Annotated in this window: 37 protein-coding genes and 1 riboswitch; of the genes, 23 read left to right on the forward strand and 14 right to left on the reverse strand. The window is 41.7% G+C overall.

The annotated features are described in order from the left end of the window. Positions 1-3: 3 nt before the first annotated feature. Entirely contained in the window at positions 4-807 is an 804-nt protein-coding gene (modA, locus tag M3221_RS20640; RefSeq protein WP_251273565.1) for a molybdate ABC transporter substrate-binding protein, read from the reverse strand. A gap of 123 nt (positions 808-930) precedes the next feature. On the opposite strand from modA, the gene M3221_RS20645 reads away from it, so the two are divergent. Then, on the forward strand, positions 931-1,848 hold the full coding sequence (locus M3221_RS20645) for a helix-turn-helix transcriptional regulator (RefSeq protein ID WP_251273566.1): 918 nt from the start codon (positions 931-933) through the stop codon (positions 1,846-1,848). Between the two features lie 71 nt (positions 1,849-1,919). On the opposite strand, the gene M3221_RS20650 is transcribed toward M3221_RS20645, so the two are convergent. Together M3221_RS20650 and M3221_RS20655 are read right to left on the reverse strand one after the other, a co-directional pair. Continuing rightward, a complete protein-coding gene (locus M3221_RS20650; protein WP_251273567.1) occupies positions 1,920-2,756 on the reverse strand; it encodes an STAS domain-containing protein in 837 nt (278 codons plus the stop codon). Positions 2,757-3,304: 548 nt separating this feature from the next. Then, entirely contained in the window at positions 3,305-3,958 is a 654-nt protein-coding gene (locus tag M3221_RS20655; protein WP_396395158.1) for a glycoside hydrolase family 25 protein, read from the reverse strand. A gap of 191 nt (positions 3,959-4,149) precedes the next feature. Here M3221_RS20655 and M3221_RS20660 point away from each other — a divergent pair, with 191 nt between their 5' ends. From M3221_RS20660 to M3221_RS20685, 6 genes are all read left to right on the forward strand, one after another. Beyond that, on the forward strand, positions 4,150-4,314 hold the full coding sequence (locus M3221_RS20660) for a hypothetical protein (protein ID WP_251273568.1): 165 nt from the start codon (positions 4,150-4,152) through the stop codon (positions 4,312-4,314). A gap of 155 nt (positions 4,315-4,469) precedes the next feature. After that, on the forward strand, positions 4,470-5,219 hold the full coding sequence (locus tag M3221_RS20665) for a TraR/DksA C4-type zinc finger protein (RefSeq protein WP_251273569.1): 750 nt from the start codon (positions 4,470-4,472) through the stop codon (positions 5,217-5,219). A gap of 167 nt (positions 5,220-5,386) precedes the next feature. Beyond that, positions 5,387-5,917 (forward strand): GNAT family N-acetyltransferase, encoded by a 531-nt coding sequence (locus M3221_RS20670; protein WP_251273596.1) that lies wholly within the window; start codon positions 5,387-5,389, stop codon positions 5,915-5,917. Positions 5,918-6,189: 272 nt separating this feature from the next. Continuing rightward, the gene (locus M3221_RS20675; protein ID WP_242233061.1) at positions 6,190-7,047 is read left to right on the forward strand and encodes a manganese catalase family protein; all 858 of its coding nucleotides are present in this window, start codon (positions 6,190-6,192) and stop codon (positions 7,045-7,047) included. A gap of 137 nt (positions 7,048-7,184) precedes the next feature. Continuing rightward, complete coding sequence (locus M3221_RS20680; RefSeq protein WP_251273570.1) at positions 7,185-7,613, forward strand: YugN family protein; 429 nt, start codon at positions 7,185-7,187, stop codon at positions 7,611-7,613. A gap of 104 nt (positions 7,614-7,717) precedes the next feature. After that, positions 7,718-8,212, forward strand: a complete 495-nt coding sequence (locus tag M3221_RS20685; protein WP_251273571.1) for a L,D-transpeptidase family protein — start codon at positions 7,718-7,720, stop codon at positions 8,210-8,212. Positions 8,213-8,271: 59 nt separating this feature from the next. On the opposite strand, the gene M3221_RS20690 is transcribed toward M3221_RS20685, so the two are convergent. Both M3221_RS20690 and M3221_RS20695 read right to left on the reverse strand, forming a co-directional pair. Further along, positions 8,272-9,531 (reverse strand): ATP-binding protein, encoded by a 1,260-nt coding sequence (locus M3221_RS20690; RefSeq protein WP_251273572.1) that lies wholly within the window; start codon positions 9,529-9,531, stop codon positions 8,272-8,274. A gap of 106 nt (positions 9,532-9,637) precedes the next feature. Next, positions 9,638-10,057, reverse strand: a complete 420-nt coding sequence (locus M3221_RS20695; protein ID WP_251273573.1) for a hypothetical protein — start codon at positions 10,055-10,057, stop codon at positions 9,638-9,640. Between the two features lie 124 nt (positions 10,058-10,181). Between M3221_RS20695 and M3221_RS20700 the strand changes: the two genes are divergently transcribed. Continuing rightward, complete coding sequence (locus tag M3221_RS20700; protein WP_251273574.1) at positions 10,182-10,499, forward strand: DUF2642 domain-containing protein; 318 nt, start codon at positions 10,182-10,184, stop codon at positions 10,497-10,499. A gap of 340 nt (positions 10,500-10,839) precedes the next feature. Further along, a complete protein-coding gene (locus M3221_RS20705; protein WP_251273575.1) occupies positions 10,840-11,037 on the forward strand; it encodes a hypothetical protein in 198 nt (65 codons plus the stop codon). 91 nt (positions 11,038-11,128) lie between these two features. Here M3221_RS20705 and M3221_RS20710 read toward each other — a convergent pair whose 3' ends face one another. Both M3221_RS20710 and M3221_RS20715 read right to left on the reverse strand, forming a co-directional pair. Next, positions 11,129-11,356 (reverse strand): LexA family protein, encoded by a 228-nt coding sequence (locus M3221_RS20710; protein ID WP_251273576.1) that lies wholly within the window; start codon positions 11,354-11,356, stop codon positions 11,129-11,131. 225 nt (positions 11,357-11,581) lie between these two features. Beyond that, a complete protein-coding gene (locus M3221_RS20715; RefSeq protein WP_251273577.1) occupies positions 11,582-11,917 on the reverse strand; it encodes a hypothetical protein in 336 nt (111 codons plus the stop codon). 52 nt (positions 11,918-11,969) lie between these two features. Beyond that, a riboswitch (cyclic di-GMP riboswitch) is annotated at positions 11,970-12,060 on the reverse strand. A gap of 259 nt (positions 12,061-12,319) precedes the next feature. On the opposite strand from M3221_RS20715, the gene M3221_RS20720 reads away from it, so the two are divergent. Beyond that, complete coding sequence (locus tag M3221_RS20720) at positions 12,320-12,784, forward strand: hypothetical protein (RefSeq protein WP_251273578.1); 465 nt, start codon at positions 12,320-12,322, stop codon at positions 12,782-12,784. 54 nt (positions 12,785-12,838) lie between these two features. Here M3221_RS20720 and M3221_RS20725 read toward each other — a convergent pair whose 3' ends face one another. Both M3221_RS20725 and M3221_RS20730 read right to left on the reverse strand, forming a co-directional pair. Beyond that, a complete protein-coding gene (locus tag M3221_RS20725) occupies positions 12,839-13,510 on the reverse strand; it encodes a Bax inhibitor-1/YccA family protein (RefSeq protein WP_251273579.1) in 672 nt (223 codons plus the stop codon). A gap of 236 nt (positions 13,511-13,746) precedes the next feature. After that, positions 13,747-14,052, reverse strand: a complete 306-nt coding sequence (locus M3221_RS20730) for a hypothetical protein (protein WP_242233074.1) — start codon at positions 14,050-14,052, stop codon at positions 13,747-13,749. A gap of 328 nt (positions 14,053-14,380) precedes the next feature. Between M3221_RS20730 and M3221_RS26405 the strand changes: the two genes are divergently transcribed. The 4 genes from M3221_RS26405 (at position 14,381) to M3221_RS20745 (ending at position 17,100) form a co-directional block, all read left to right on the forward strand. Further along, positions 14,381-14,512: a hypothetical protein gene (locus M3221_RS26405; protein ID WP_285881549.1), complete on the forward strand. Its 132-nt coding sequence runs from the start codon at positions 14,381-14,383 to the stop codon at positions 14,510-14,512. A 192-nt stretch (positions 14,513-14,704) separates the two neighbouring features. Then, positions 14,705-14,863, forward strand: a complete 159-nt coding sequence (locus M3221_RS20735; protein ID WP_251273580.1) for a hypothetical protein — start codon at positions 14,705-14,707, stop codon at positions 14,861-14,863. Positions 14,864-15,139: 276 nt separating this feature from the next. Next, positions 15,140-15,628, forward strand: a complete 489-nt coding sequence (locus tag M3221_RS20740) for a YhcN/YlaJ family sporulation lipoprotein (protein WP_251273581.1) — start codon at positions 15,140-15,142, stop codon at positions 15,626-15,628. Between the two features lie 236 nt (positions 15,629-15,864). After that, complete coding sequence (locus M3221_RS20745) at positions 15,865-17,100, forward strand: ATP-binding protein (protein WP_251273597.1); 1,236 nt, start codon at positions 15,865-15,867, stop codon at positions 17,098-17,100. 205 nt (positions 17,101-17,305) lie between these two features. On the opposite strand, the gene M3221_RS20750 is transcribed toward M3221_RS20745, so the two are convergent. Then, a complete protein-coding gene (locus tag M3221_RS20750) occupies positions 17,306-17,470 on the reverse strand; it encodes a hypothetical protein (protein ID WP_251273582.1) in 165 nt (54 codons plus the stop codon). Positions 17,471-17,578: 108 nt separating this feature from the next. On the opposite strand from M3221_RS20750, the gene M3221_RS20755 reads away from it, so the two are divergent. Next, entirely contained in the window at positions 17,579-17,686 is a 108-nt protein-coding gene (locus M3221_RS20755) for a YjcZ family sporulation protein (protein ID WP_285881603.1), read from the forward strand. A 220-nt stretch (positions 17,687-17,906) separates the two neighbouring features. Next, the gene (locus M3221_RS20760) at positions 17,907-18,170 is read left to right on the forward strand and encodes a hypothetical protein (protein ID WP_251273583.1); all 264 of its coding nucleotides are present in this window, start codon (positions 17,907-17,909) and stop codon (positions 18,168-18,170) included. A 76-nt stretch (positions 18,171-18,246) separates the two neighbouring features. Here the strand turns inward: M3221_RS20760 and M3221_RS20765 are convergent, their stop codons facing one another. Beyond that, entirely contained in the window at positions 18,247-18,495 is a 249-nt protein-coding gene (locus tag M3221_RS20765) for a hypothetical protein (RefSeq protein ID WP_251273584.1), read from the reverse strand. Between the two features lie 318 nt (positions 18,496-18,813). On the opposite strand from M3221_RS20765, the gene M3221_RS20770 reads away from it, so the two are divergent. Then, positions 18,814-19,176 (forward strand): hypothetical protein, encoded by a 363-nt coding sequence (locus M3221_RS20770; protein ID WP_251273585.1) that lies wholly within the window; start codon positions 18,814-18,816, stop codon positions 19,174-19,176. Positions 19,177-19,442: 266 nt separating this feature from the next. Then, positions 19,443-19,622: a small acid-soluble spore protein H gene (locus M3221_RS20775; protein WP_251273586.1), complete on the forward strand. Its 180-nt coding sequence runs from the start codon at positions 19,443-19,445 to the stop codon at positions 19,620-19,622. An 82-nt stretch (positions 19,623-19,704) separates the two neighbouring features. Here M3221_RS20775 and M3221_RS20780 read toward each other — a convergent pair whose 3' ends face one another. Beyond that, entirely contained in the window at positions 19,705-19,947 is a 243-nt protein-coding gene (locus tag M3221_RS20780; protein ID WP_251273587.1) for a hypothetical protein, read from the reverse strand. Between the two features lie 164 nt (positions 19,948-20,111). Between M3221_RS20780 and M3221_RS20785 the strand changes: the two genes are divergently transcribed. Together M3221_RS20785 and M3221_RS20790 are read left to right on the forward strand one after the other, a co-directional pair. Beyond that, on the forward strand, positions 20,112-20,477 hold the full coding sequence (locus M3221_RS20785) for a hypothetical protein (protein WP_251273588.1): 366 nt from the start codon (positions 20,112-20,114) through the stop codon (positions 20,475-20,477). A 418-nt stretch (positions 20,478-20,895) separates the two neighbouring features. Next, entirely contained in the window at positions 20,896-21,087 is a 192-nt protein-coding gene (locus M3221_RS20790) for a hypothetical protein (protein WP_251273589.1), read from the forward strand. A gap of 127 nt (positions 21,088-21,214) precedes the next feature. Here the strand turns inward: M3221_RS20790 and M3221_RS20795 are convergent, their stop codons facing one another. Further along, entirely contained in the window at positions 21,215-21,643 is a 429-nt protein-coding gene (locus M3221_RS20795) for a hypothetical protein (RefSeq protein ID WP_251273590.1), read from the reverse strand. A 187-nt stretch (positions 21,644-21,830) separates the two neighbouring features. Here M3221_RS20795 and M3221_RS20800 point away from each other — a divergent pair, with 187 nt between their 5' ends. The 3 genes from M3221_RS20800 (at position 21,831) to M3221_RS20810 (ending at position 23,212) form a co-directional block, all read left to right on the forward strand. Continuing rightward, complete coding sequence (locus M3221_RS20800; RefSeq protein WP_251273591.1) at positions 21,831-22,013, forward strand: Spo0E family sporulation regulatory protein-aspartic acid phosphatase; 183 nt, start codon at positions 21,831-21,833, stop codon at positions 22,011-22,013. Between the two features lie 371 nt (positions 22,014-22,384). Beyond that, complete coding sequence (locus M3221_RS20805) at positions 22,385-22,534, forward strand: hypothetical protein (protein WP_251273592.1); 150 nt, start codon at positions 22,385-22,387, stop codon at positions 22,532-22,534. Positions 22,535-22,771: 237 nt separating this feature from the next. Beyond that, on the forward strand, positions 22,772-23,212 hold the full coding sequence (locus M3221_RS20810) for a hypothetical protein (protein ID WP_251273593.1): 441 nt from the start codon (positions 22,772-22,774) through the stop codon (positions 23,210-23,212). Between the two features lie 130 nt (positions 23,213-23,342). Here M3221_RS20810 and M3221_RS20815 read toward each other — a convergent pair. After that, positions 23,343-23,552, reverse strand: a 210-nt coding sequence (locus M3221_RS20815; RefSeq protein WP_251273594.1) for a hypothetical protein, incomplete at its 5' end; no start/stop codon positions are given.

The following is a 23,552-nucleotide window of genomic DNA, read 5'->3' on the forward strand; positions in this document are numbered from 1 at the left end:
GTGTCAGCGCAACCCTTTGAATCCGTACTTCTCAAAAATGTTCATCGCTTCTTCACTCTGCAGATATTGATAAAAAAGCGCTGCTTCCTTTTTCTGCTTGCTGCTTTCAATAATGCCTGCCGGATAAATGATCGGTGCATGGCTTTTTTCCTCGGCTGCCGCCGCTATCTTTATTTTCGAAGAAATGAGTGCATCGGTTTTGTAGACCAGTCCCGCATCGACATTTCCTGTTTCTACGTATGTAAGCACCTGCCGTACGTCTTTTGCATATATTAATTTTTCGCTCACTTTATCCCAAATATAGAGATGCTGCAGCGTTTCTTTTGCATATTGACCCGCTGGAACCGATTCGGGCGTACCGATGGCGACCTTCTGTGCTGCTGGAAGCTCTTCAAACGATTGGACAGCGGCATCCCCTTCTTTCGGTACGATGAGAACAAGATCATTGCCTACAAGGTCGGCACTGTTTTCCTGCTTAATGGATCCGTCTTTTACTAAAGCATCAAATTTGTCCTCTGCTGCTGAAAAAAACAAATCAACTGGCGCTCCCTGCGAAATTTGCTGTGCCAGTGTTCCTGAAGAACCAAAATTGTATGTAACGTCTACATTGGAATACTTTTTTTCGAATGATTTTTTTATTTCACCGAGTGCATCCTGAAGGCTGGCCGCGGCTGACACTGTAATGGTTACGGTTTCCTCTTCCTGCCCGTTGTTCTTCGCCTGTTTGCTTTGTTCTGCTGATGAGCAGGCTGCACAGCCAATGATCAATACAAGCAGCAGGCAAGCAAACATTCTTTTTTTCTTCATGCTTCCCCCTCCTAGTTATAATTGGTTATAACTCATTATAACTAATTATAATTTATCCTTGGCCGGGAAGGAATATTTCCTTTGAAGAAAGGCTCGAGTAAAATAAAAGGTGGAGGGATGAAAATGACGATAGAACACTCATATACGATCGAAGAAGTCGCTAATTTATTAAAAGTATCGAAATTAACCATATATGATCTTGTTAAAAAAGGAGAGCTTCCGGTTTTTCGAGTTGGCCGGCAGATACGCATGTCTGCAGCAGATTTAGACCGTTATGTAAAAAAGCAGACCACTACTGCCCCGACAGCGGTCCCTTCCCACAGTAATTCAGAACACAAAGCCAGTATTGTGATCAGCGGACAGGATATTGCGCTTGATATCCTTGCCCAGCATATTGAAAAAGAGTCTTCTTACAAGGCGCTGCGTTCACATGCCGGAAGCTTGAACAGCCTCATTTCGATGTATCAGGGGAAGTGTGATATTGTCAGCCTTCATATGTATGATGGAGATACCGGTGACTATAATCTGCCTTATGTGAAAAGAATTTTGAGCGGGTACTCGTATACTGTCATTCACCTTTTAGCAAGGAAAGCCGGGCTGTACGTTCAAAAAGGGAATCCACTGCACATCCGCGCATGGACGGATTTAAGGCAGGAACATGTAACCATTATCAACCGTGAAAAAGGATCTGGAGCCAGAATTCTGCTTGATGAGCAGCTAAGAATTCATAACCTCTCTCCCCGATTTATAAACGGCTATGAGCGGGAAGAAAACAGCCACTTGCGCGTTGCATCGGCGGTTTTAAGCGGAACAGCCGATGCAGGCGTCGGCATTGAAAAAGCCGCACAAATGGTGGGTGTTGATTTTATTCCGCTTATTACAGAATGCTATGATCTTGTTCTATTAAAAACGCCCGAAACAGAAGAGCTCGTTCAAACGGTTCAAAAAATCGTATCTTCTCCGTTGTTCCAGACTGAAATCGGATCTCTCGGGAATTATGACTGTTCACAAACAGGCCGTATTTTATTTGAAACCGATTAAAAAGAAAACCAGTTAAAGAATGGCCCCTTTGATAGGCATCTCTTTAACTGGTTTTCTGTGCTGATATTCTATTACATTTCACTGGCAGCCATCGCATGTGACAGCGTGGAAGAAATCGACAGCTTGTCAAAGTTAAGACCCAGCTGCACGGCTGTTTGCGCAAGCTCCGGACGGATGCCTGACAGCGTGGTTTTGACGCCGATTAAGCCTAGCGCTTCTACAAGATGGAACAGCTGCTGGGCCACCATTGTATCAATCATAATCACACCTGACAAATCAATGAACAGACAATCCACTCGTTTTTCCGCGCACTGCTCGAGCGTTTTTTCGAGAATCAGCTTGGCGCGTGCAGTATCAATATCCCCTACCAGCGGCAGAAGTCCCGTTCCGCGATTTAATGTAATAACAGGAGAACTCAGCTCGTTAATCATTTCCTGCTGGCATTGAAGCCGTTTCACAGAGAATTTATGGTGCTCTTCCATAAACCAGATCACGACGCTGTCAATGCCCCGGCTGACCCGCTGATTCCATAGGTCAACAGTCTCCTGTGGAAAAGCGGACCGATGCGCAGGAAAAAACTCTCCTAAAAACTGGAGGTACTGGTCGCGTGTTCTAAAAAATTCCCTCACAATAAAATGCATCGGTGTATTTAAGTGCTGCTCATCTTTTGCGACTTGAATAATCCATTGTTCCAGGTCCTTTAAAAAAACACTTTCTTCTTTTACGAACAACTCGCAGAATTGCAGATGGAATTCGTAATTTTGCTTTTTAAGCAGTTCAATAGCATGGGGATCTGTTGTGGAATAAACGCCGCTTGGATCATTTTTATCCAAAGAAGCGTACCACTCTTCAGTGATCTGCTTTGCTTTATCTAATAAAAACTCACGGATTTCTTGAGCTGGCTTCATATTTTTTCCTCCTGCGGCTGAATAAATGAACATTTGTTATTTTAAACGATTTTTGTAAAATAAGTTATCCTTGCACGGCCTCTCTGCATAAGCAGCCTTTTTCTTTTAAAAAACATATAGACAATCAAAAACAGGCAGCAGCTACAGTATTTTTTATTTTTGGACTGAATATGTTTTATTTTTCTTAAGATGGGTAAAGAAGTAATTCATTACGATAAAACAAGGAGGTTTTCTACAAGATGACACCAATTGAACTTTTCGGATGGTCTTTATCCACTTTGCTGACAGCCGGCTTCGCTGGTTCACTTTTTTTCATGTCGAGAAAACCAAAATTGTTTTCCGAATCTGAGTACAGCTCCTCACGAAAGCATGATCGTGAAAACAGACAAAACCACAGCCGATAACTGTTGAATGTTTTTGTTGAGCAAACCGGAAAATCAACAACTGGGGAGTTTAAGTGAGCTCCTTTTTGCTTTATGACCATGGATGCCATACACTTGAAACCTGAAAAAGCTCCAAAGCCGCTCTTTAGCGGCTGGGGCTTTTTGTCATTTATCCCCTGTTATTTTATTCACAAATGAAACAGCGAGATCGATTATACTCTCCGCTTTTGTTTTCGTTACGGCTTCAGACGGGCTGTTAAGAAACCATTCCAATGATTTTGTTCCAGTTAATCGATTTAAATCAACTGGTCCCTTAATTCCTTCAATTTTCCCCCTGTCTGTATACTGCCATATGTCACACGGAAAGTCCGGCTGTTTCTGGCTGTACCGCGGAATCCAGACAAAATCAGCCCTTACTTTTTCTGCTTCAAATGCCTTGTATGTATGATGGCCGACATACAAGCCAACTTTTTTGGCCCCTAAACGCCGAAGCTCATCAATAAACGCTTGTGTACCGGCACGCATATCATTCATCGTTTTCACTTCCACATCTGCCGCCCAAAAAGCGGCTCTTTGATCACCCCGTTTCCAAAAGTCGCGCGCTTCGATGATCGCATCATTAACTGAAACAAACCGGCAGAACGCATAATTGCCGAATGGAACATCATACTCGTTACATGCTGCAGCATTAGCTGCATAACAGCGGTCCCTTGTTGTGCTGCCATCCTGCACCCGCAGAATGGCCAGCTCTATATGGCCATGAGCTGTTTTCCAGTCAATGACGCCTTGGTGATGGGAAATATCTATAATCTGTTTCATCCGTCTGTCTTTCACTCCATATCAAATAATGTTTTATTCCCTGCTTTTCTATTTTTAAAACCTCTATTTATTTTTTTATCGAAAAGGTGGGACAGCTTACATCTCTCTTGCATATTTATAGTGCTAAGTGTCCAAACTAGCGCATATCTTATTTATAATATCGTGTTTTTTCAACAAAGGAGGTTTTGCAAATGGCTCCCATTGATATGTTCGGATGGCTGTTATGTGTATTGTTAACCATTAGCTTTATTGCTTCAATTATTTTCCTTCCAAAAAACATAGACTCCGAAGAGGAATCGGATGAGGTCTTTTCAAAGAGTATTCCCATTAAAAAAGAAATAAAAAAGGAACATTAAGCGCTTAAGGCGCTTTTTTTATGTGCCAAAATATACAATTGCACGCTGCAGGAGTCAAAACGGCTGCTTTGGGAATCATACTTTAAAAGAGCTTGCCCTTTTCAACATGAATATGCTGAAAGACGTTAAAAATGGACTGTAAAGGACTGAACCTTATGCTGAACAAAACCCAATTAGCCGATTTTCAAACAGAGTTAACGAACAGAAAAAAGGAATTGGAATCCCGTTTTGAGGGTACGGATCACTTCCAATTGCAAAGAAGCTTGTCTGACTCGACGAGGGAATTGTCCGTTTATGATAATCATCCGGGTGATGTGGGGACAGAGTTATATGAGCGGGAAAAAGATATAGCGTTGAATGAACATAGCCGGTTTGAATTGGAAGGAATCAATACAGCACTAGAAGCGATTCAAAATGGAACGTATGGTATTTGTAAGACCTGTAAAGAAGAAATTCCTGTAGAGCGTTTAGAAGCCGTGCCAACCACTTTGTTTTGTCTGAAGCATTCACAGGACCAAAACATTTCAAATGACCGGCCCGTTGAAGAAGCTGTTCTTGCGCCGCCATTTGGACAGTTTGATTTTGATGATAAATCAGAAAATGTTGCCTACGATGCAGAAGACGCCTGGCAGGATGTCGCCCAATACGGTACTTCTGAGACACCGGCGGACTTTATGAATGCGCCAGAGGAATACGGAGACATGTACGTGGAATCACAGGAAAATAAAGGTTATGTAGAGGATTATGAAAACTTTGCGGCCGTTGATATTCACGGAAACAGAGTGGACGTTTATCCAAGCAGAGAGCATAAATTGTATGAAGAAGTGCTTGATGATGAAGACTTAATGTCTTCTTTAGGCGATCTTCCTCCGGCGGAAAAAGACCCGTACACAGAACGAAAATAAACTTCTTGTTTGCCAGCTGTTCATGAGACAGCTGGTTTTTATTTCCACAATTATTTTTACACGTTATAATAAAAAAAGCTTATGCTGCAAAGGAGCTGGACAATGCACAGAGAAACCAACACTTTTATTCAATAACTCATCTTGCATGTGGAGGGGGAAAAAGATTGTTGATCGATTTCTTTGAAACGAGACGGCTCATACTCCGCAAAGTAACAGAAGCGGATGCTGCTTCCCTATTTTCAGTCTGGTCTGATCCAGCCGTTACAAGGTTTATGAACATTGATACTTTTACTAATGTGGAACAAGCGGAGCAAATGATTCATTTTTTAAACCAATTGGCAGACGAAAACAGAGCTGTCCGGTATACTTTAACCGAGAAAAAAACGGAGCAAGTCATTGGCTCATGCGGGTTTAACAGCCTTGATTTCGAAAATGCAAAAGCTGAAATTGGATATGATCTTGGCCGGCCTTATTGGGGAAACGGATATGCGGGAGAAGCGGTATTGTGTTTGATTGATTACGCATTTCATCATTTACAATTGATGAGGGTGGAAGCAAAAGCAGAGCCTGAAAACCTTTCTTCTATTAGAGTGCTGCAAAAAACAGGTTTTTCATTTGAAGGCATCCTTCGAAAAAGCGAAAAGTCAAAAGGAACATTTATTGACCTTGCTCTTTATTCACGTTTAAAAACAGATTGATTGCGGCTCATCGCTGTCCTCATCTCCTGATGAGGCGGCGATTGATAATCCGTCATAAAACACCCGTGTACTATTTGTTATCCTTCATCCCCTTTATCACTTTTTTATTTGAGGCGGCTCCTTAGGTTTACCGAATGTACTTTCCTCCTCGAAATCCTTCCATTACATGACTCGTTTTCTGCGAGAGAAATCCCTGCCTTGTGAATAAAACGAACTGGTCTCTGCCATGATAACGACTGAACAACCAATATGAAGAAATGAGGCAGGGATATATGTATTATTACAAGGAAGAATTAATCAATATTGTAGCACCAGACCAGCCCGATCCCGCTGCTGCAAAAGTGTTGCAGGAAATATTAGGCGGACATTTCGGGGAAATGCGGACAATGATGCAGTTTTTCTTTCAAAGCTCCAATTTCAGAGGCAAGGCCGTTCAATACCGGGATCTTCTTCGCGGTATTTTTCTTGAAGAAATTGCCCATGTAGAGCTTGTACAAAACACCATTAACCAGCTGCTCAATGGTTCCGGTGAGTCCCCTATGCCAGGCAATTCCGGAGCAGATGGAGCGCCGCTCGGTGACGTAGTCAAGCATGCGAATCCGCATCATTATATTATCGGCGCCCAGGCTTCTCTTCCAGTAGACGCAGCAGGAAATCCGTGGAATGGCTCCTGGGTGTACAGCCACGGAAACCTGATCGGGGATTTGCTTGATAACCTCGTTCTCGAATCAACGGGTGTTCTGCAAAAAACACGTATTTACGAAATGAGCAGCAACCAAACATTTCGTGAAACGCTGGCTTTCCTAATTGTCCGGGATAATGCCCATCAAAATGCATTTGCCAAAGCACTTGAAACACTGGGAGTTGATTGGGGCAAGCTGTTCCCGGTTCCAAATTACGATATCAATAAATACCCAGAATGCCGGAAGTACGTAGAAATGGGCTACCATAATGCGCTGTTTAACTTCAGAATGGACGAAACAAAAATAGCCCAAATTTTCCAAGGCGAGTCTCCAAGCCGGAATGATGGTACGCTTTCGGTTGTCGATCCGCCGGCCGGCTTCCCTGTTCCCCTCATGCCGGAGATGCCAAATGAACACAGTCCAGGAACAAACGACTTAAACGCTTAGTCCATCATACACCTACACCCCGGGTCACACAGACTCGGGGTGTAGGTGCTTTTTTACTTCGTTCAGTCACTGTACGTATTGAATACAGATTTACCGTCAAAACTGTAAACGAACTTTCGGAACAGGAGTGAAGAAATATGTTAAAGCTGCAAACAGAGCTGGAAGGAAAAACGGCCCGCTTTGGTGATATAAGAGACAAAATGAATGAGCTTGGATACGACTTGGGCGGAAATTGGGAGTATGACGCTGGCAGCTTTGATCACACATTATGGAACAGTAAAAGCGAAACCATTTATATTCGCCTTCCATTTACGGTACTCGACGGTATGCTTGATGAGTATGATGCTTTTATTTCGTTTAAATCCCCTTTTATTATTAAACATGTGATCAATACCGGCTTAGAAAAAGACGAGCATTCTTTACTGACAGCATCCGGCTGGAACCAATTTCAAGATCCCGTTTCTTCTGACGCGCCCATCAATCAAAAAAATAAATGGGAAGAAGCAGGAGAAAAAGCAGTCAGCCGGCTGATTCAACATTTGGAAAAAGGGCTGAGCGCCAGCTGATGTTCATACTGTTACTTATATTAGTATGAATATTAGTACGATTTCTCCCATTTTGCAGCGGCCTTGAATAAACTAAAGGGTCAAAGCAAAAAAGGAGGAATCACGTGATTCATACTGTAAAACGCGGGGAAACACTTTCCTCAATTGCAGGAGACTACCGGATTTCATTAGCTGCTCTCATTGCCAGCAATCCGGGTATTACGCCCAATTTGATTTATGTGGGACAGCGCATTACCATTCCAGGCTTTCCTTCTCCCGCAAGCCTTCCTTTTTCCATTGTGGTCTCTCTTTCGAATCGGACTTTAACGTTATTTTACCGGGACCAAGTCAGAAAAGTATACCCGATTGGTGTTGGCAGAATGCTGCATGAAACACCTGTAGGAGATTTTATCATTATTAATAAAGCACCCAACCCGGGGGGGCCGTACGGAACGATGTGGATGAGTTTGTCGAAGAAAAGTTATGGCATTCACGGTACAAATGATCCTTCTTCTATCGGAAAGTATGTTTCTAGAGGCTGTGTTCGAATGCACAATAAGGATGTGGAAGAGCTGTCCCGGACGATTCCTATCGGGACTCCTGTATCCATTCGGCCTTAGGATACTGAACTGAAAAAGCCCGGCTTGTAAGCCAGGCTTTTTCAGGTGATGTTCATTTGTTATTCATGGACGGTCGGAAGCTCGATTACAAAACACGTTCCTTTATTGACTTTACTTGTAACCTGGGTTCTTCCGCCTAAACTTTGAATAATGCTAAAAGAAACCATCGTCCCGAGACCGGTTCCATTTTCTTTCGTTGTAAAGTACGGTTCACCAAGACGATCTATTTGCTTTTGTGTCATTCCTTTTCCCTGATCGCAAATACGGATTTTAGCAAGATGATGTTCATATGTTGTTTTGATCCTTATTTTACCGCCGTTCGGCATGGCTTCGATGGCATTTTTAATGATATTGATTAAAGCCTGCTCGAGCTTTTTTCGTTCGCCAAGAATATAACAGTGCTCTTTTTTTTCTACAGACACGTCGAGCTCTATACTGTTCATATTGGCCAGCGGCATTAACACGTTCACAGCATGATTTATTGTTTCGTGAAGAATAATGGCTTCTGCCTCATCGGGAGCGGGTTTTGCAAATGTTAAATAATCATTAATAATGCCAGTAGCCCGGTCCAGTTCCTGAATGGAAATCAGAATTTGCTCTTTTGTTTCCGATGGTATGTCACTTTCATAGGAAAGCTGCATAAATCCCCGGCTGGCCGTCAGCGGATTTCGCACTTCATGTGAAATGCTGGCGGCAAGGTTGCTGACAATCTCTAATTTCTCTGCTTTCATCAGCTTTTGCAATACATCAAAATTGGTTTTAATCACCTCTAACAAAACGGCAGCAATCAGGATACAAACAATATTAAGCATGTAAAAAATCACCCACATACTTACCGTCATATGCATATCATATATTTGCCCGGCCACGTACGTTGTAAGCAGCAAAGAAAAAAGAGTAAGCACGCCCACTGAAGGGAGTTTTTGTTTTAACGGCATCTTTAAATAGTACTTCGAGAAAAACATCGCCAGCACGGCAATAGGCGTAAAGGTAAAAAGGGTTATAAAAAAGCCGGATCCTCCTATAAAAAAGCGGGCAGCAAGCAGAGCCGGAAGCAGCCATGCAGCGAATCCCGGCCCTCCATATAAAATCCCCAGCAGAAAAGGAACCCGGCGCAAGTCAAAGTTAAATCCGTCTCCAAATGAAAAAGGAAACAGCATACATAAAACAAAAGATATAATCGGAAACACAACAAACCATGATGCCTTTACTTTTTCAAAACGGTATAAGTAGGAAACGAGGTAAAGCATTTGCATAAAAAAGATCGGAAGAAGAACAAATAAAAAATTAATGAGTAAATCTTTTATGATAAGCTCCATCAAGGCACCGACCATTCTTGAATGTATAAAATCGGCTCATTCATGTTATTTCTTTAAGAATAATCGATCCTTCGCTGGAACTGCAACTGCTTTTTAAAAGCGTTTTCTACTTCTCAATAATCACTGCATTGATAGCCGGTGTCCCATCTTTCGCTTTTTCCACTGCCACTGTTCCATACACCGTAACGCTCTCATTTATTTCGATTTCCGTCTGCGTGGCATTCATAATCACATATGTGCCATCCGATGCCTGAAGGAAAAATGAGCCCGTTAAGCCGGGTTCGATCACTTCCGTAACGCGTCCTGTCGCAGCCACTTTTTTACCGACTGGCGGCTCGTCAGCAGTTAACTCCGTAAATTTCGCCGGCACGGCTTCCTCTTTCATCTGTTCGGCCAGCTCTTCCTCTGACGGCTCTTCAATAATTGATTCCGTCCCTTCTGAAAACGTGCTTTGAACCATTTCTTCTTCTGCTGAACAGGCACTTAATACGATAGCCGCTGAAGCCGCTGCGATCCATTTTTTCATTACAGCATCCTCCTTTTTTCTGCTTGTCCTAACATTATGAGCGAGCTAAGCCGGAAAGTACACGGAGGCAAAGTGTCACTCCGCCAATGAACGCATACTGTAACTATATAAAGGAGTGAAATCGATGGTACAGGAATATCCAAATCCGCCTCAACACTCGCTGTTGCCGCCAGGACATTATTTGTATTCTCCCCAATTTCCAGCCATTATGCAGCAATTATCACCGGTTTATACCGTGACAGCAGAACCCGTCTTTCTCGACCACCTTCTAATGCATAGCGGTAAAACGATTCAAGTAGCCACAACCGGCGGGTTATTGACCGGAAAGCTGACTGGAGTGGCCATTGATCATCTTCAGTTAACCATCAATGATGTTCACCATCACATTCGATATCCGCATATTATTTCTTTCAGCATGGCACAATCGAACCAAAAAACCTGAAACTGGACACTTTCAGGTTTTTTGGTTCGATTGTGTATAAACTTCTTTCAAAAGGTCATCCTGCATGTATAACTGCGTTTGTTTATTTTGCGGCCGCTATCACCATGATCGGCCCGCTTTTTTATGAAGGCTTCAGCCCAAACAGCAAATTAAATGCACCAGAGAAACAAAACTAGAAAGCAGACCATCTGCCCAACGGACGGCCGATGCCTTCTTCCAATTAAGTCGTTTGCGTCTTTCAAAAAACGGGTACGCTGGATATACATTCTCTTATCTGCTTTTTCCAACACATTTCTCCACTTTTTCAGATAACAGAGAATAAAGGGTGGGAGGTGATCATATGAGGAGAGTTCAAGGCATTCCCAGCTTACTCACATATCTTAATACCCATCATTATTCGCTCACACATGAAGAGGTTGAGGATTTAATCCGAAAAAGACAATTTCCTCACCGAAAGCTGATGAACGGGGCGATGATCTTTGACTTAAATCATATTGACTGGTGGTTATCGGAAAATCAGCCTTCAAAGAATCCTTGAAGCTCACACGTGGCTTGTATCATCTGCATTTTTATAAAAGCGGACCGATCATTCCCGGTTCGCTTTTGGTTTGCCGTCCTGGTGATATCCTTTACTGAACAAATTTTTCGGTTACACGCAGGGTTCGTGGCTTTCTATCTTCCCAGGTTACATAGCCAGATTCTTTCAAGCGGTCTAAATGACCTTTTACAGTTGAAGCAGATTTTAGTTCTACCGCTTCGCCAATCTCACGTATCGTAGGCGGATAATTTTTCGTGCGGACAAACTCATTTATATAAAGAAGCATTTTCTGCTGGCGGACGGAAAGCTGATTAAGCATATGGTTTTTCCTCCTTTTCGCAGGATTTCTTCGGCTGACACTCAAATAGCAGGACAAAAATGTTTTTACTTCTTAAAATGTAAAGCGATACATGGTTATATAATCTGCTTAATCTCCTCCTTTTTTATTGTAACGAACAAGCGTTTCTTTTTCAAATAAAATCCAACCACATATTTCTACAATTAAAGGAAAACCCCCGCTTTTAAACAAAAAAAGCTCCCTTCATCAGGAGCTTTTCTTTGTTTTATATTCCCGGCTTTCATATATGGCTTGAAGCTTATTTTCGGCTTCCTGGGGACTCATCGATAAACCCGTTAAAAAAGCCAATAGGTCATCCCGTTCTGAAAGCTTTCTCATAGAGTGAAACGCGATCGGCTTATGTTCTTTTAAAAGTGTCATAATTTCAATCGTAGGCAGTACTTCCGGCTGGGAGCGATCCCTTAAAAAAGAGCGTAAAAACCGCACAAAAACTAAAGCTGAATCTGTACTGTCCGGATAGTTTTTCAATAAAACAAAAAATTTTTCTACATGTGCTTTTACGTCGTTCGATTTTCTCCGCATGTTTCCTCCTGCTTTAAACAGCTATTCAACCAAATACGGAGAAACTTCCCTATTTGGCAACCCGGCTGTCGTTTTTCACTGGCTGAAAAGTAGACCCGTGGCTTTGCGTCCTTCCCTTTCGGAGAAGTTTGCCTTTATCTTTAGTCCCATTAAATCATGTCGAATTATGTCAAGTCAAGCCGAAATGAACTATATCCCAAACCCGATTAGCTTTTTATACCTATATACTATTCAACCTTTTGACTCAATCGCCGTCTGCCTTAACCTGTTCTGGTTAGCGATAAATAGCGGATTCGTTTTGCCTGCCAAAAATTTTTTGGTCGCCCTGCTCTTTTTGTTTACTTCTTCATACACTGGGCATGCTACCATTGACGACAACCTTACTTAAAGGAGAATGCACACATGAAATTGACCGGCACAAAAGAACTTCTTGTCAGCGGACTAACGGCTTTGCTCATACTCGGGCTGGCTGGCTGCGGCGGCGGACAAAACGACGACACCAATAATGAGCAGGATCAAATGGAAGAACAAAACAATACCGATACCCAAAATCAAACTGAACAAGATGAAACAGAAGGCGATTTAGATACCGAACTAAGAGATGAAAACGACAAAGGAAATGGCGTCAATGATGGGACGGATCAAGAAAGCGGCGGCAACAACGAAGATGCTAACGGTATCAATGACGGAAAAGATCAGGATAACGGTATCGATGATGGAACAAAAGATGACCAGCTGGACCCTGAAAATAACCCAGAGGATGCTAACGATATCAATAACGGAAAAGATCAGGATAACGGTATTGATGATGGAACAAAAGATGACCAGCTGGACCCTGAAAATGATCCAACGGAAAACAATCAATAACATAAAAAGTCCCGGCCTGTATGCGGCCGGGATTTTCTTTTTCCAAAGGGTGTCTTAGTCTCTTGAAGTGAAAAAGTTCAGCACCCGCAAAATATCCAGGAAGATATTAATAAAATTCAAATATAAATCAAAGACTGCTGCTGGCACGTCCGCTTCTTTAAACCCTGACTCCTTCATCCGGGAAATATCATATAGCATATATCCGGAGAAAATAAGGATTCCAGCAAAAGCAAGACCAAGGTCCATAAAGCTGGAACCAATAAAAATGTTGGCAATGCTAAGCAGGATCAGTGTAAGCAGTGCAAAAAAGAGCATACCGCCTAAAAAGGAGAAATCTTTTTTCGTAAAGTATGTGTAAACAAACAACCCGCCGAATAAAGCGGAAGCAATACCGAACGCTGCTACGACGAGCGCCATCCCCATCGCATCGACATATAGATCGATAGCCGGATAAATAGAAATTCCAACCAGCAGCGTAAACACGTACACGAGCCACATAGGAAGCCTTAATCCATACGTACTGAGTCCTTTCTTTCTTTTTCTTCCCGCTGAAAATGATTTTATTAAAAGTAGCAGCAGTACAAGGATCGGAACCAGGCCTAAAGCAAGTGCTACTGTTTCTGGAATAAACATCCCGCCAACTAATGTACCGATAAACGAAAGCAAAAGCGTACTGAAAAACCTCGGCAGCACATGAGACGTAATTAATGATTTTCCTGATTGCATAATAACCAGTCTCCTTCTCTTTGTTTCATTTTTTTCTACGGATCAACCCCTCCTTTTGTTTCATTGTTTTTCACTTTCTCTATCACTTAATGTTTCATTTCCGCTTTTAATAACCAGTAATAAAGCCGATCAGCCGCACAAAAAAGCTTCCTTTTTTATAAGGAAGCTTCAAGCTTGTATAGGCAAAGTTAGAAGGCAGGCTGAGAGCAAGAGCATCCGAATGGATGCTCTTTTTATTACGAGTGCTTCTGCTGAACGAGCAGCTGCCGCTCATGGTATTCATCAATTTCTTTCATGAGCTTTTTTTCAATCCATTGCCGGGTGCTGCTCTCTAGATTGCCAAATGAAGTGTTTAAACTATCTGCGACAACTTCACGTTTATTTTTATTAAATGTAATAGTCCCATAAATAGGCACTGGCTTGATAAAAGGCTGATCCCGGTCTCTTTGTTCTGCCACAATGGCAAAACGGTAAAACGGACGGTTTAAAATTTCAATTAACATAATGTGCCCGGACAGCATCATGCGGCTGTTTGTTATCATCGTTTCACCACCTGTATCCGTCAGTATGGTCCATTTATTATTTTTTATTCAATAAAAAACGCTTTTTTTAACACGTTTAAAAAAACAAAGCCGCCTGCCTCTTCCATTGCCAGACGACTTTTCTCCTGTTTAGATACCCCTTTCATCAGGAGACGGAAATAAGCGGCGAAAAAAGACATCTCTTTTAAGGGACCGCATATAATGGGTTCGTGCAGAACGGGTTCTTGGCAAACAGGAATCACTGCATTCGTTTCTAGATAAGTGAACAGAAAGTCACTGCAGCTTCAAGGATGTATACTTATCGCTAGACAGAAACGGAGAGGATTTTATGCACTGGTTTCGATTTGTTCCGGTTGTGTTTTTTTCTTTCTCCAGCCTGTTTTTATTTGTTCTGCAATTCAAAGAAATTATGCGTTCCATTCGAGAAATGATGGCATTTTACAAAAAGAAATCATCCTAGTCAAGCGCTGGTCATCCTTAAGGCAGACATTCATGCTGATTCTGCCTCCTTTTTATTTCGCATACAATTGTTTGAATGTTTTTCTTCCTATACACATAAAATTTAAAAATAACCATTTTTATTTTTTGTCCTTTTCAACCCCTCCATGTTCACAGACAGTATGTAAAATGGAGAGAATTTATTTAAAGGAGAGTGTTTGCTCTGAAAGAGGTTGCCCTTCTTTTATCTGTTGAACTGGAACGGCTCGTTGATGACTATTTAAAATGTCCTGATTTAATCATTAAAGAACAGATTCAAAATGATATCCAGCTTTTAAGCGAAGCTTTAGTACAATGTAAACAGCCGATATAAAAATGTTTTTATTTTTATCTAGATGTATAGTAAGCGAAACGAGCGGTGTCTGCTTCTGTACGGACTCGACCCGTTCATGTCGATAGATTGAGCATAAAAAGTACGGCCGAACTCATTTGATCGTTCCCCATTTTATTTTTAAACTCTTTATACAAGAATGGTTATAGCAGGAAGCCTTTTTCATAAAGGCTTCTTTTTTATCTCCATGGTATATTCCGGCATCCATTGGAGAAAATATCCTTTGTTCATTTTAACTTGTACAAAGGAGGATGTTCGATGAAAAAAGCATCAATGTATTTGGCGGCTTGTATGACCATCTTTTTCTTGGCCGGATGTATGAATAATAATAATGATGAAACGGCAGACCAAGCCGACAATAATGCAACTGAACATGAAACGCATAATGAGCAGACAACAAATGACGAAGGCAATAATGAAGCCCGCCTGTCTGTATTGGATAAAGCAGAGGGCAGCCTTGAGGACATAGATAAAGTAGAAGACGCCACTGTTCTGGCAGCAGGAGAGCGTGCTTATGCCGCCGTTCAGTTAGAAAATGGCACTCAAGTAACGGACGAACTGAAAAAAGACATGGAAGACAAAGTAAAAAAATCAGATACGACCCTTGAAGAAGTATATATTTCGGAAGACCCGGATTTCACTACTCAAATGAAGGATTATGCTGAGCGGATTGAAGCAGGCGAGCCTGTAGAAGGACTTGTTGATGAATTTAGCGATACCGTTCGCAGAGTGTTTCCAAGCGAATAACGGATCGCTTTTTACCCGGCTGGGCAGCCGGGTTTTTTGTTTAATTGAAGGCGTTTTTTTATTTTTCACATTTTTTACTAATCAAATAGAAGAAAAAAGCTCCTTCCGTGTTATGATAAAAAACGTATCAGAGCTGGAGTGAAAAATCCCTTCATCTTTTACCACTTTACACGACTGGAGTTGCAAGATTGGATATTCTTCTTACTAATATTCAAAGCTTCTTATTAAACACTCTTTTGATTTATTTCGGTTTTACAATTTATTTTAAATTCCTGGAACGGAAAGTAAACCAGATCGCACATACCCTGATTATTATATTGATTTGTGGGATATCGATTGTGTTTTCAATGAGTTTTCCTATTATTCTTTTAAAAGAAATACCGATCGACTTCCGCCAAATTCCTTTGATGATTGGAGCATTATACGGAGGGCGCCGGGCTGCCTGCATTCTGACAGCCATTTTACTCGGCTATCGTTTTGTATTGGGAGTTCCAGACTTTCTATCCGCCCTCTTCGTTTATTCTCTGCTGCTGCTTTTATGGGTTGTGGTTCTGCCTTTTTTCAAAAAAGCAGCCGTTCTTAAAAAGAAACTATGGGTTGCCCTGTGCATCTCCTTGACTGCAGCCCTATCTACACTCGCTCTGAACCTGCTTTTATTGCCATTAGCTGTCACGGCAGCGTTTATTATATTCGCTGTTTTGATCATAGTGCTTCAAACAATCGGTCTCCTCCTTTGCGTATGGATGATTGAAAAAGCAAAAAAAGAGATGATATTGTCCAAAGAAATAGCGAAGCTTGAGAAATTAAAAACCGTCAGCACCATTGCCGCCAGTATTTCTCATGAAGTGCGAAATCCGTTAACCGTCACGAAAGGTTTTCTTCAGCTGCTGCGCGACCCGCAGCTTTCCAATCAAGAAAAGAATTATTACATCAGCACGGCTGTAGAAGCCTTAAACAAAGCAGAATCGATCATTACAGACTATCTTACCTTTGCCAAGCCTTCATTAGAAAATGTAGAAGTGTTAGATCTGCAGCATGAATTAACGAATATCTCACATTTTGTGGAGCCTTATGCAGCTATGAATGATGTAGAAATCAAAACAAATTTCCAGAAAAACAGCTTGCTGGCTGGAGAAAAAGAAAAGTTTCATCAATGTATCCTCAATATTGCAAAAAACGGAATTGAAGCCATGCCCGGTGGCGGCACCCTGACAATCGAATTGAACCGCTTTAAAGATCATGCTGTTATTACTGTAGCGGATACAGGCATTGGAATGAATAAAGAACAAATTGAACAGCTGGGAAACCCTTTTTTCACGACAAAGGATCTCGGCACAGGACTTGGCACAATGGTGGTCTACAGTACCGTCAAGTCTATGCGCGGCAGCATTCAAGTAAAAAGTGAGCCTGCAAAAGGTACACGCTTTATTCTTTCCTTTCCTGCTGCTGAGCAGTCAGGCTCCGCTGGCTAGCCTGTCCCGCTTTTCTTTTAAAGCGGACATTCAAGAGGAAAGCGAAACGTTTTTTGGCTTTTTTGTATAAATTTTTATGGAGAGGTTCATAATAGGACTGTTAGTTCCCAACCCCAACTCCTATAAGTGAACATGACTTTTCAGCCAGGCAATGCCTGGCTGCTTTTTTTGCGTATATTCTGCTGCTAATCTGGAAAAGGCGGTATCAGTCTTTCGTTTTTTCCCTTTCTGCTTGATATTCTTCAGCAGACACCCACCTTATCCCGTAACCAGACATCATAAATGCGTGAGCAGCCATATTAAAGTTTTGCCCCTTGCCTCGAAATGTTGCGACAACCTTATTGTCCTTCACAACAAAGCCATACTTCACGCATTCTGCTCCTTTCACGATTCCTCTAACATTTTTTGTTTCACTATGACCATTCGCACAAGAGCCGCCTTTACTTTCTCATACTATATGGAAAAGGAGGTGATCATGATGGGCTACAAAAACGGTGATGGATACGGATCTGGCTTCGCGCTGATTGTTGTTCTATTTATCCTTCTTATTATCATTGGTGCGTCTTACGTTGGCGGAGGATTTTAATAGGTATTAAGAGAGTATGCACAAGATTTGCTTACATGACTCCTGCTTTTGCTTTCTGACCGGTTTTACCCGCCAAACCACTATGTTAACAGCTGTATGCCTGGTCATACAGCTGCTTTTTTACATGCAGGCGAAAGCCTTGCTGCCTCGCACATTATGCCGGTTTTTGCATACAATGTGAACGAATATACGCTTATTCCATTGGGAGAGGAGGCACATCGTGAATCGGCGTTATGTAAAAGCAGCTCAACAGGAAAACTCCTCAACGTCTCTTGAAGTGAATGCAGCCAAGCTGACGGTTCTTGCTACAGCCCTTACAACCCTCGCGGATGCGGTTGCCACATTTGCTGCACTGCTCGCTTTAGAGGAAGCAGCAAGCGCTGAATCCTCGGCACCACAGCAGACAGAGTCGATTCAAAAACAATTAACAGCCATGCAAAAACAGCTTGATTTTTTAACAAGTGAAGCAGCTAAAAGACGGTAAACTTCCGTCAAAACGCATGGTGTTTATGATACAATGCCAAAAAACAGCTCTCGTCCAAGAGTGCTGTTTTTCTCTTTTAATCAAATTCTTTGTCGTTAAATTTCTTTGTTATATAAGCATGAAGGCCCTTTCTGCAAGCGGCTGACAGAGAAGACTTTTGGGGATGAATGCTGTCTCCAAACGGCCTGCCCCTTAAAAACTTAATGACCTCTTCGAATGCCTTCCCCTTTTCGGCATCGAAGCCCGCTGCTTTTACAAATAAAATGTGCTGCCCTGTCCATTCATAATCAACAATGTAAAAGGTGCTCTGCTGTTTATCGCGCATGTAAAGATTCCTCCTATGTACTGTTTTTAGCTAACACTGTTTAAAAGAAAATAGCAACCTTTTTCAATAGATATTGTTATGATTTGTCGGCTTAAAGAGCTGGCTTTTCTTTGTTTTTTGGATGAAAATAAACATAATTATGTTCCCTCGTCAGCTGCCATCTTCCAGCCCAGGCGTGAATTCAAGGAAAATCACAGCTCGCTTGAAAGAAGGGATCGCTTGATTTTAGTTAGCCTGCTCGGACTTATTTTGATCGTTTTTGCTTGTTTATATTTTTTATTTCACTTTTTGTACAGCTTATTCAGCAGGAAGCATCGCATGTTCAAGCGCATCTTTTACCCAGCACTTTTTGTGGGGATTTTTCTTGTTGCGCTGGCGATGCTTGGAAATGAAAACCAGGATTTTAAAGCCTCTTTGGATGAAAACAACCGGCTTAAACAGGAAATTACGATATTGGAAGAAGAGATAAGCACATTAGAGGGAAAGATGGTGGGTGCCGAACAATACAGCATGGCTTTGGAGAAAGCCCATGCAGCGGCTCTTTCAGAAAAAAAGATTGTAACGGAAGACATCGCCGCGCTTAAACAGGAAGTGGCCCGTTTAAAAAAAGAAAACGAAGCGCTTTCCGCCGAGCGGGACAGCCTCATCAAACAAAAAGCGGTTAATGAAGCCCAAAAGTAAGCCCGCCTTCAGCTGGTGGAGTAGCGGCTGCTCTCATACATGAGATTATCCACTATAGCAGGAAAATGGCTTACCCATGCCAGACCATTCAAATACCGTAACCTTGTAAAGGATATTTTGTTTGAACTTCTGGTACCCCCCTTCTCGTTTTACGCAGCCAAAACATTGGCAGCAGATACACTTTCGTTCACTTCACATCAAGCAGAATAAGGAACGCTTTTTAAGTAAACGTTAAAAGTGTTATCAAACAAAAGGAGGCCACAATGATGAATTTACGACGAGCTCAGGAAATCGCCGCTTCTCCTGTAATGGCTGACGTGACGTTTAACGAATTACCTATTTATATCCAACATGTAGACGAAGACAATGAAATGGCTCGTATTTATCCTCTGGATGAGCCCGAAAAAGAACAAAGTGTTCCCCTGGCTGCCTTAAAAGAGCATTAATTTCTTTGTGTTGTCAGAAAAAGGTGTATCTGTGCGGGGCCAGATACACCTTTTCATTAGTTCCCGGCAGCTCCTTTCCAGCTTAAGAACCTTGTCCATTCGTTTCGGTTTCGCCATCATTCGGATCGACTTCTACTTGATCGTCTTCATTCGTGCCTGTATCGTTCTCTTCATCCACTCCTTCATTAATGTCACTATGATTGTTTTGCTCAACTTCTTCCTGCTCAGTCGGCGGATTTTCTTCGTCTCCACAGCCAGCCAGTCCAAGTGTAAACAGAACGGCTAGTCCACTTATAAGCATTTGTTTTTTTAGCCTTACGCCCATTTTCAAGTCCTCCTTAACGAGTTTCTTACTCAGTAGCATGTCCTTTCCCTTTATCTTCAACCAAAAAACATATCGACCCATACATCGCCTTGAAAAAAGCACCTGGACGACTTATAAATAATTTTTTTTCGTTTGTGCACGATAAAGCTCGGGAGGTGAAAAAGATGGCGAATCAAAACCAAAACAACCAGCAGAATGGAAACGGCCAGCAGAACGACGGTATTTTAGAAACGATTGGCAAAGGCATTGAAAATGTTATGGATACATTAACGGGCAATAACCAAAACCAAAATAACCAGAACCAAAATAACCAGAACCAAAACAACCAGAATCAAAACAACCAGAATCAAAACGGCCAAAACCAGCCGAAAAACCAAGACAACAATGAAGGCGCATGGTATCAAACGAGCGGCCAAGACGTAATCCGTCAGAGGAACAATCAACAAAATGACTCATACAGCCGCCAGGGCTCGCAGCAGCAGAACGGCAAGCAGCAATTTGGCGATGCCAATACAATACGGGTAGAGTAAACGTGCCAAACCCTTTTTAAATGTGTGTATGTGAAACAGGCTTTATTTTTTCATCTGCCCCTACTCCGTTGAAAAAGTGGTGATCATATGCTCCATTCCCGGGTAAAATGTATACTTTTAGGCGGTACGATCTTATCAAGTGTGTTAAATATAATCATTTTGATTTTAACCGTTATTCATCATATAACCATTCAAGAACAGATGGATGACTTAAAAAGAAACAGCCATTGAGTTCAGACTTAAAATGGCAGCTGCTTATACATGACGCAGCTGCCATTTTACATGGATTATTTAAAAATTGAACGATCAGGCATATAGCTGGGCCCAACAGGGTAAAAAGGTTTATATTCACTCATTTGATCCTTTACACAAGTTTTTCTCTCCCAGGCCTGGAGAAATATTTGTGGGAGGTGATGAAATGAGAAGAATTCAAGGAATACAGAAATTAATCTCCTATCTTGAGTCGGTAAACTATCCACTTGCTGAAATGGATATTTATGATCTAATCACAAATAAAAAGCTTCCTCATAAAAAAATTGGTTTAGACATCATCATTTTTGATTTAGATCAAATCGACTGGTGGATCGAACAAGATCAAACACAAAGTTGACAGAAGAGCCCCTCGTTATCAAAACAGGGGCTTATTCCTGTTTGGCCATGTAAACAGGCAGAGAATCGCCTCGTTATGAGTTCGACTAAATAAAAAAAGAGGAACACCCGCCGATGGTGTCCCTCTTTTATTGATAAAGTTCCTTGTAAGCCAGCACTTTTAAAGCCTGTATTTCATCTTCAGTCAGCTTGCTCTGGAGTGTCTCTAATAATGCTTGTTTCTTTTCTTCTGTCAGGCCGCCTTGTACAGTCGATTGAATGTCTTTAAGCTCGCCCGGGCTGAACTTTTTCACCATTTCCCTTGCCGCTTCTTCTTTTGTCGTAAACGGCAGAGAAGAAGTGTCGGCATTTGCGCCTTCTTCCACCAGCTTTTTCAGCTCTGGGTTGTTGTTAATTTGCTGCTTAATCTGTTCCACTTCTCCGCTGTTTTCAATCTGTTGTGCTACTTCATCCATTATTTTATCAGATGCAATTTTGGTTCCGAAGTAATACAGTCCGGCTCCTAGAAGAGCCACAAGCAATGCCAGTCCAATGAAGAGCTTGAATAATGTCTTCACTTTATATCCTCCTAAATGTACACCATGCTTTTATTAACATAACAAATTTCTCTTTCTTTTCCCAGTGCTTTAACAGCTTTCAACCATGTCTTTTATTCAAAGACCTTTTATATTTTATATAAATAGGTTTCCCCCCTTTCTTTTTTGGGTAACTGAACCTGCGAAGTACATAAATGGAGAAAAAAAGATGCTAAATGAAAAAGACCCTATAAATTATTTGTATGAAGAAATCGAAAGAGTCCGCGGGCTGCTGGCTTCCGCGGTTCAGCTCTATGGACTTTCCAGTGCAGAAGCGCTTTATTACAGTGAAGAATTAAATACATTAATTCTTCATGCCCAGCTTCAAAACAGGCAGGTGCTTCTTGTATAAGATTTTTTCAAATGGTACATACTAGAGCTGTTAGTTCCAAATCCTACTCCTATAAGTAAACCTTGTATCAGCCGGGTTTTCACCTGGCTGCTTTTTTATGCGCTCCTAACTCTCCTGATCATTGAAAGCCCGACCGAAGCTTTTTAGGCTGAACCTTATATTGGCTTTCTGCTGTCATAATGGAATCTGGCTCTGCCGATGGTTCACCTGAGCATTTTCTTTTCCGGCGGGCGGCCCAATGAGTTTTTTATTAAAAACCGGTCCGTTCATTTGCCTTACGAAATATAGGTAATTATGTCTAGTATATTAAACCTATTTTAGGTAAAATTAAATAAGGATTACGCAAAAACCTTTATCTAGGAGCGTTTACTATGGAAGATCTAGCCATCATCCTGTCTAATGAGCTGGGAAAATTAATTAATGACTATTACCGATACGATGATCCGGAGATTAAAGAACTGATTCAAAGTGACATTCAGTTATTAAACGAAGCTATTTCTTTGTGTGAGCAGTCAACGTAGGGCAGCCCTTTCGGCTGCTTTATTTTTTTGAATTTTACACATTATTAATTTTGCCTAATTCTTTGCTTGCAGTATAGGATATAAAAAAGCAGCCGCCTCTTCGGTTCTTTTCTTTCGTATTGTACAATAGCTTTATACTTTCACCATAAGTCCTGTTATTGGAGATGAGCGGCTATAAAAATCTATAAATCGAGTATGTACCTTTTGGTCTCCCTGCTTGCAGCACTTTCCTGTTTTTTGCTGCTTTTGAATGTTTTTTTAACAGACAAGCCAGAACAAAAAACCGAAGACGCAACAGCTGAACAAACCCAAACAACCGCACCGGAAAAGGAACAGCCTGCTGCCTCAAATGAAAACGATACAACAAGCAATGAAACAACACAGGAAAAAGAAACAACATCCCAGGCGTCTGAAAAAAAAGACGGCCATGTATCCGATTGGTTTAACCAAGCAGATATACAAAAAAAGGAGAAAGCGGATTCTACAGCCGACAGTAAAACGGTGAATCAAGCAAACAATGAACTGGCTGACCGAGAAGAAACGGACCGAGAAACAAATGAGGCGGATACACCCTCATCTGATAACCAAACGAGTGAAGAAGCGGGCGCAGAACAGCCTGTCCTGCAGCCTGTTCCCCCGGCCCAGCCAGAGCAGCCTGAGCTTTCTCTTGAAAAATAAAGTTTTTCAGCCAATAAAAAAGCACTCACGCCCTGTGAGTGCTTTTTTTATGTGTGTACTATTTCGAAATGGGTACTTTATATACACGGCTTACCAAACCATACTTTAGTGTACCCGTTGCAGCTGCTCATTAAACTGCCCCAAAGTCAGGTACCGTCAATTCCTTATCTCTTTCCACTTTTTCAAAAATAGGCGGTGTGCCCTTTCTTGCTCTGTGAACCTCTCCACCTAAATCAAAGATTTTGATGGAGCATCCCTTATCTTGAATACGGTACAACATCAGCGGATTAAGCTTCCTTCGGAAGCCCGAGTGCATGATGGAGACTAATGAACGAAGACA

Origin of the sequence: Domibacillus indicus (assembly GCF_023715895.1) — a bacterium.
GTDB classification, from domain to species: Bacteria; Bacillota; Bacilli; order Bacillales; family Domibacillaceae; genus Domibacillus; species Domibacillus indicus_A.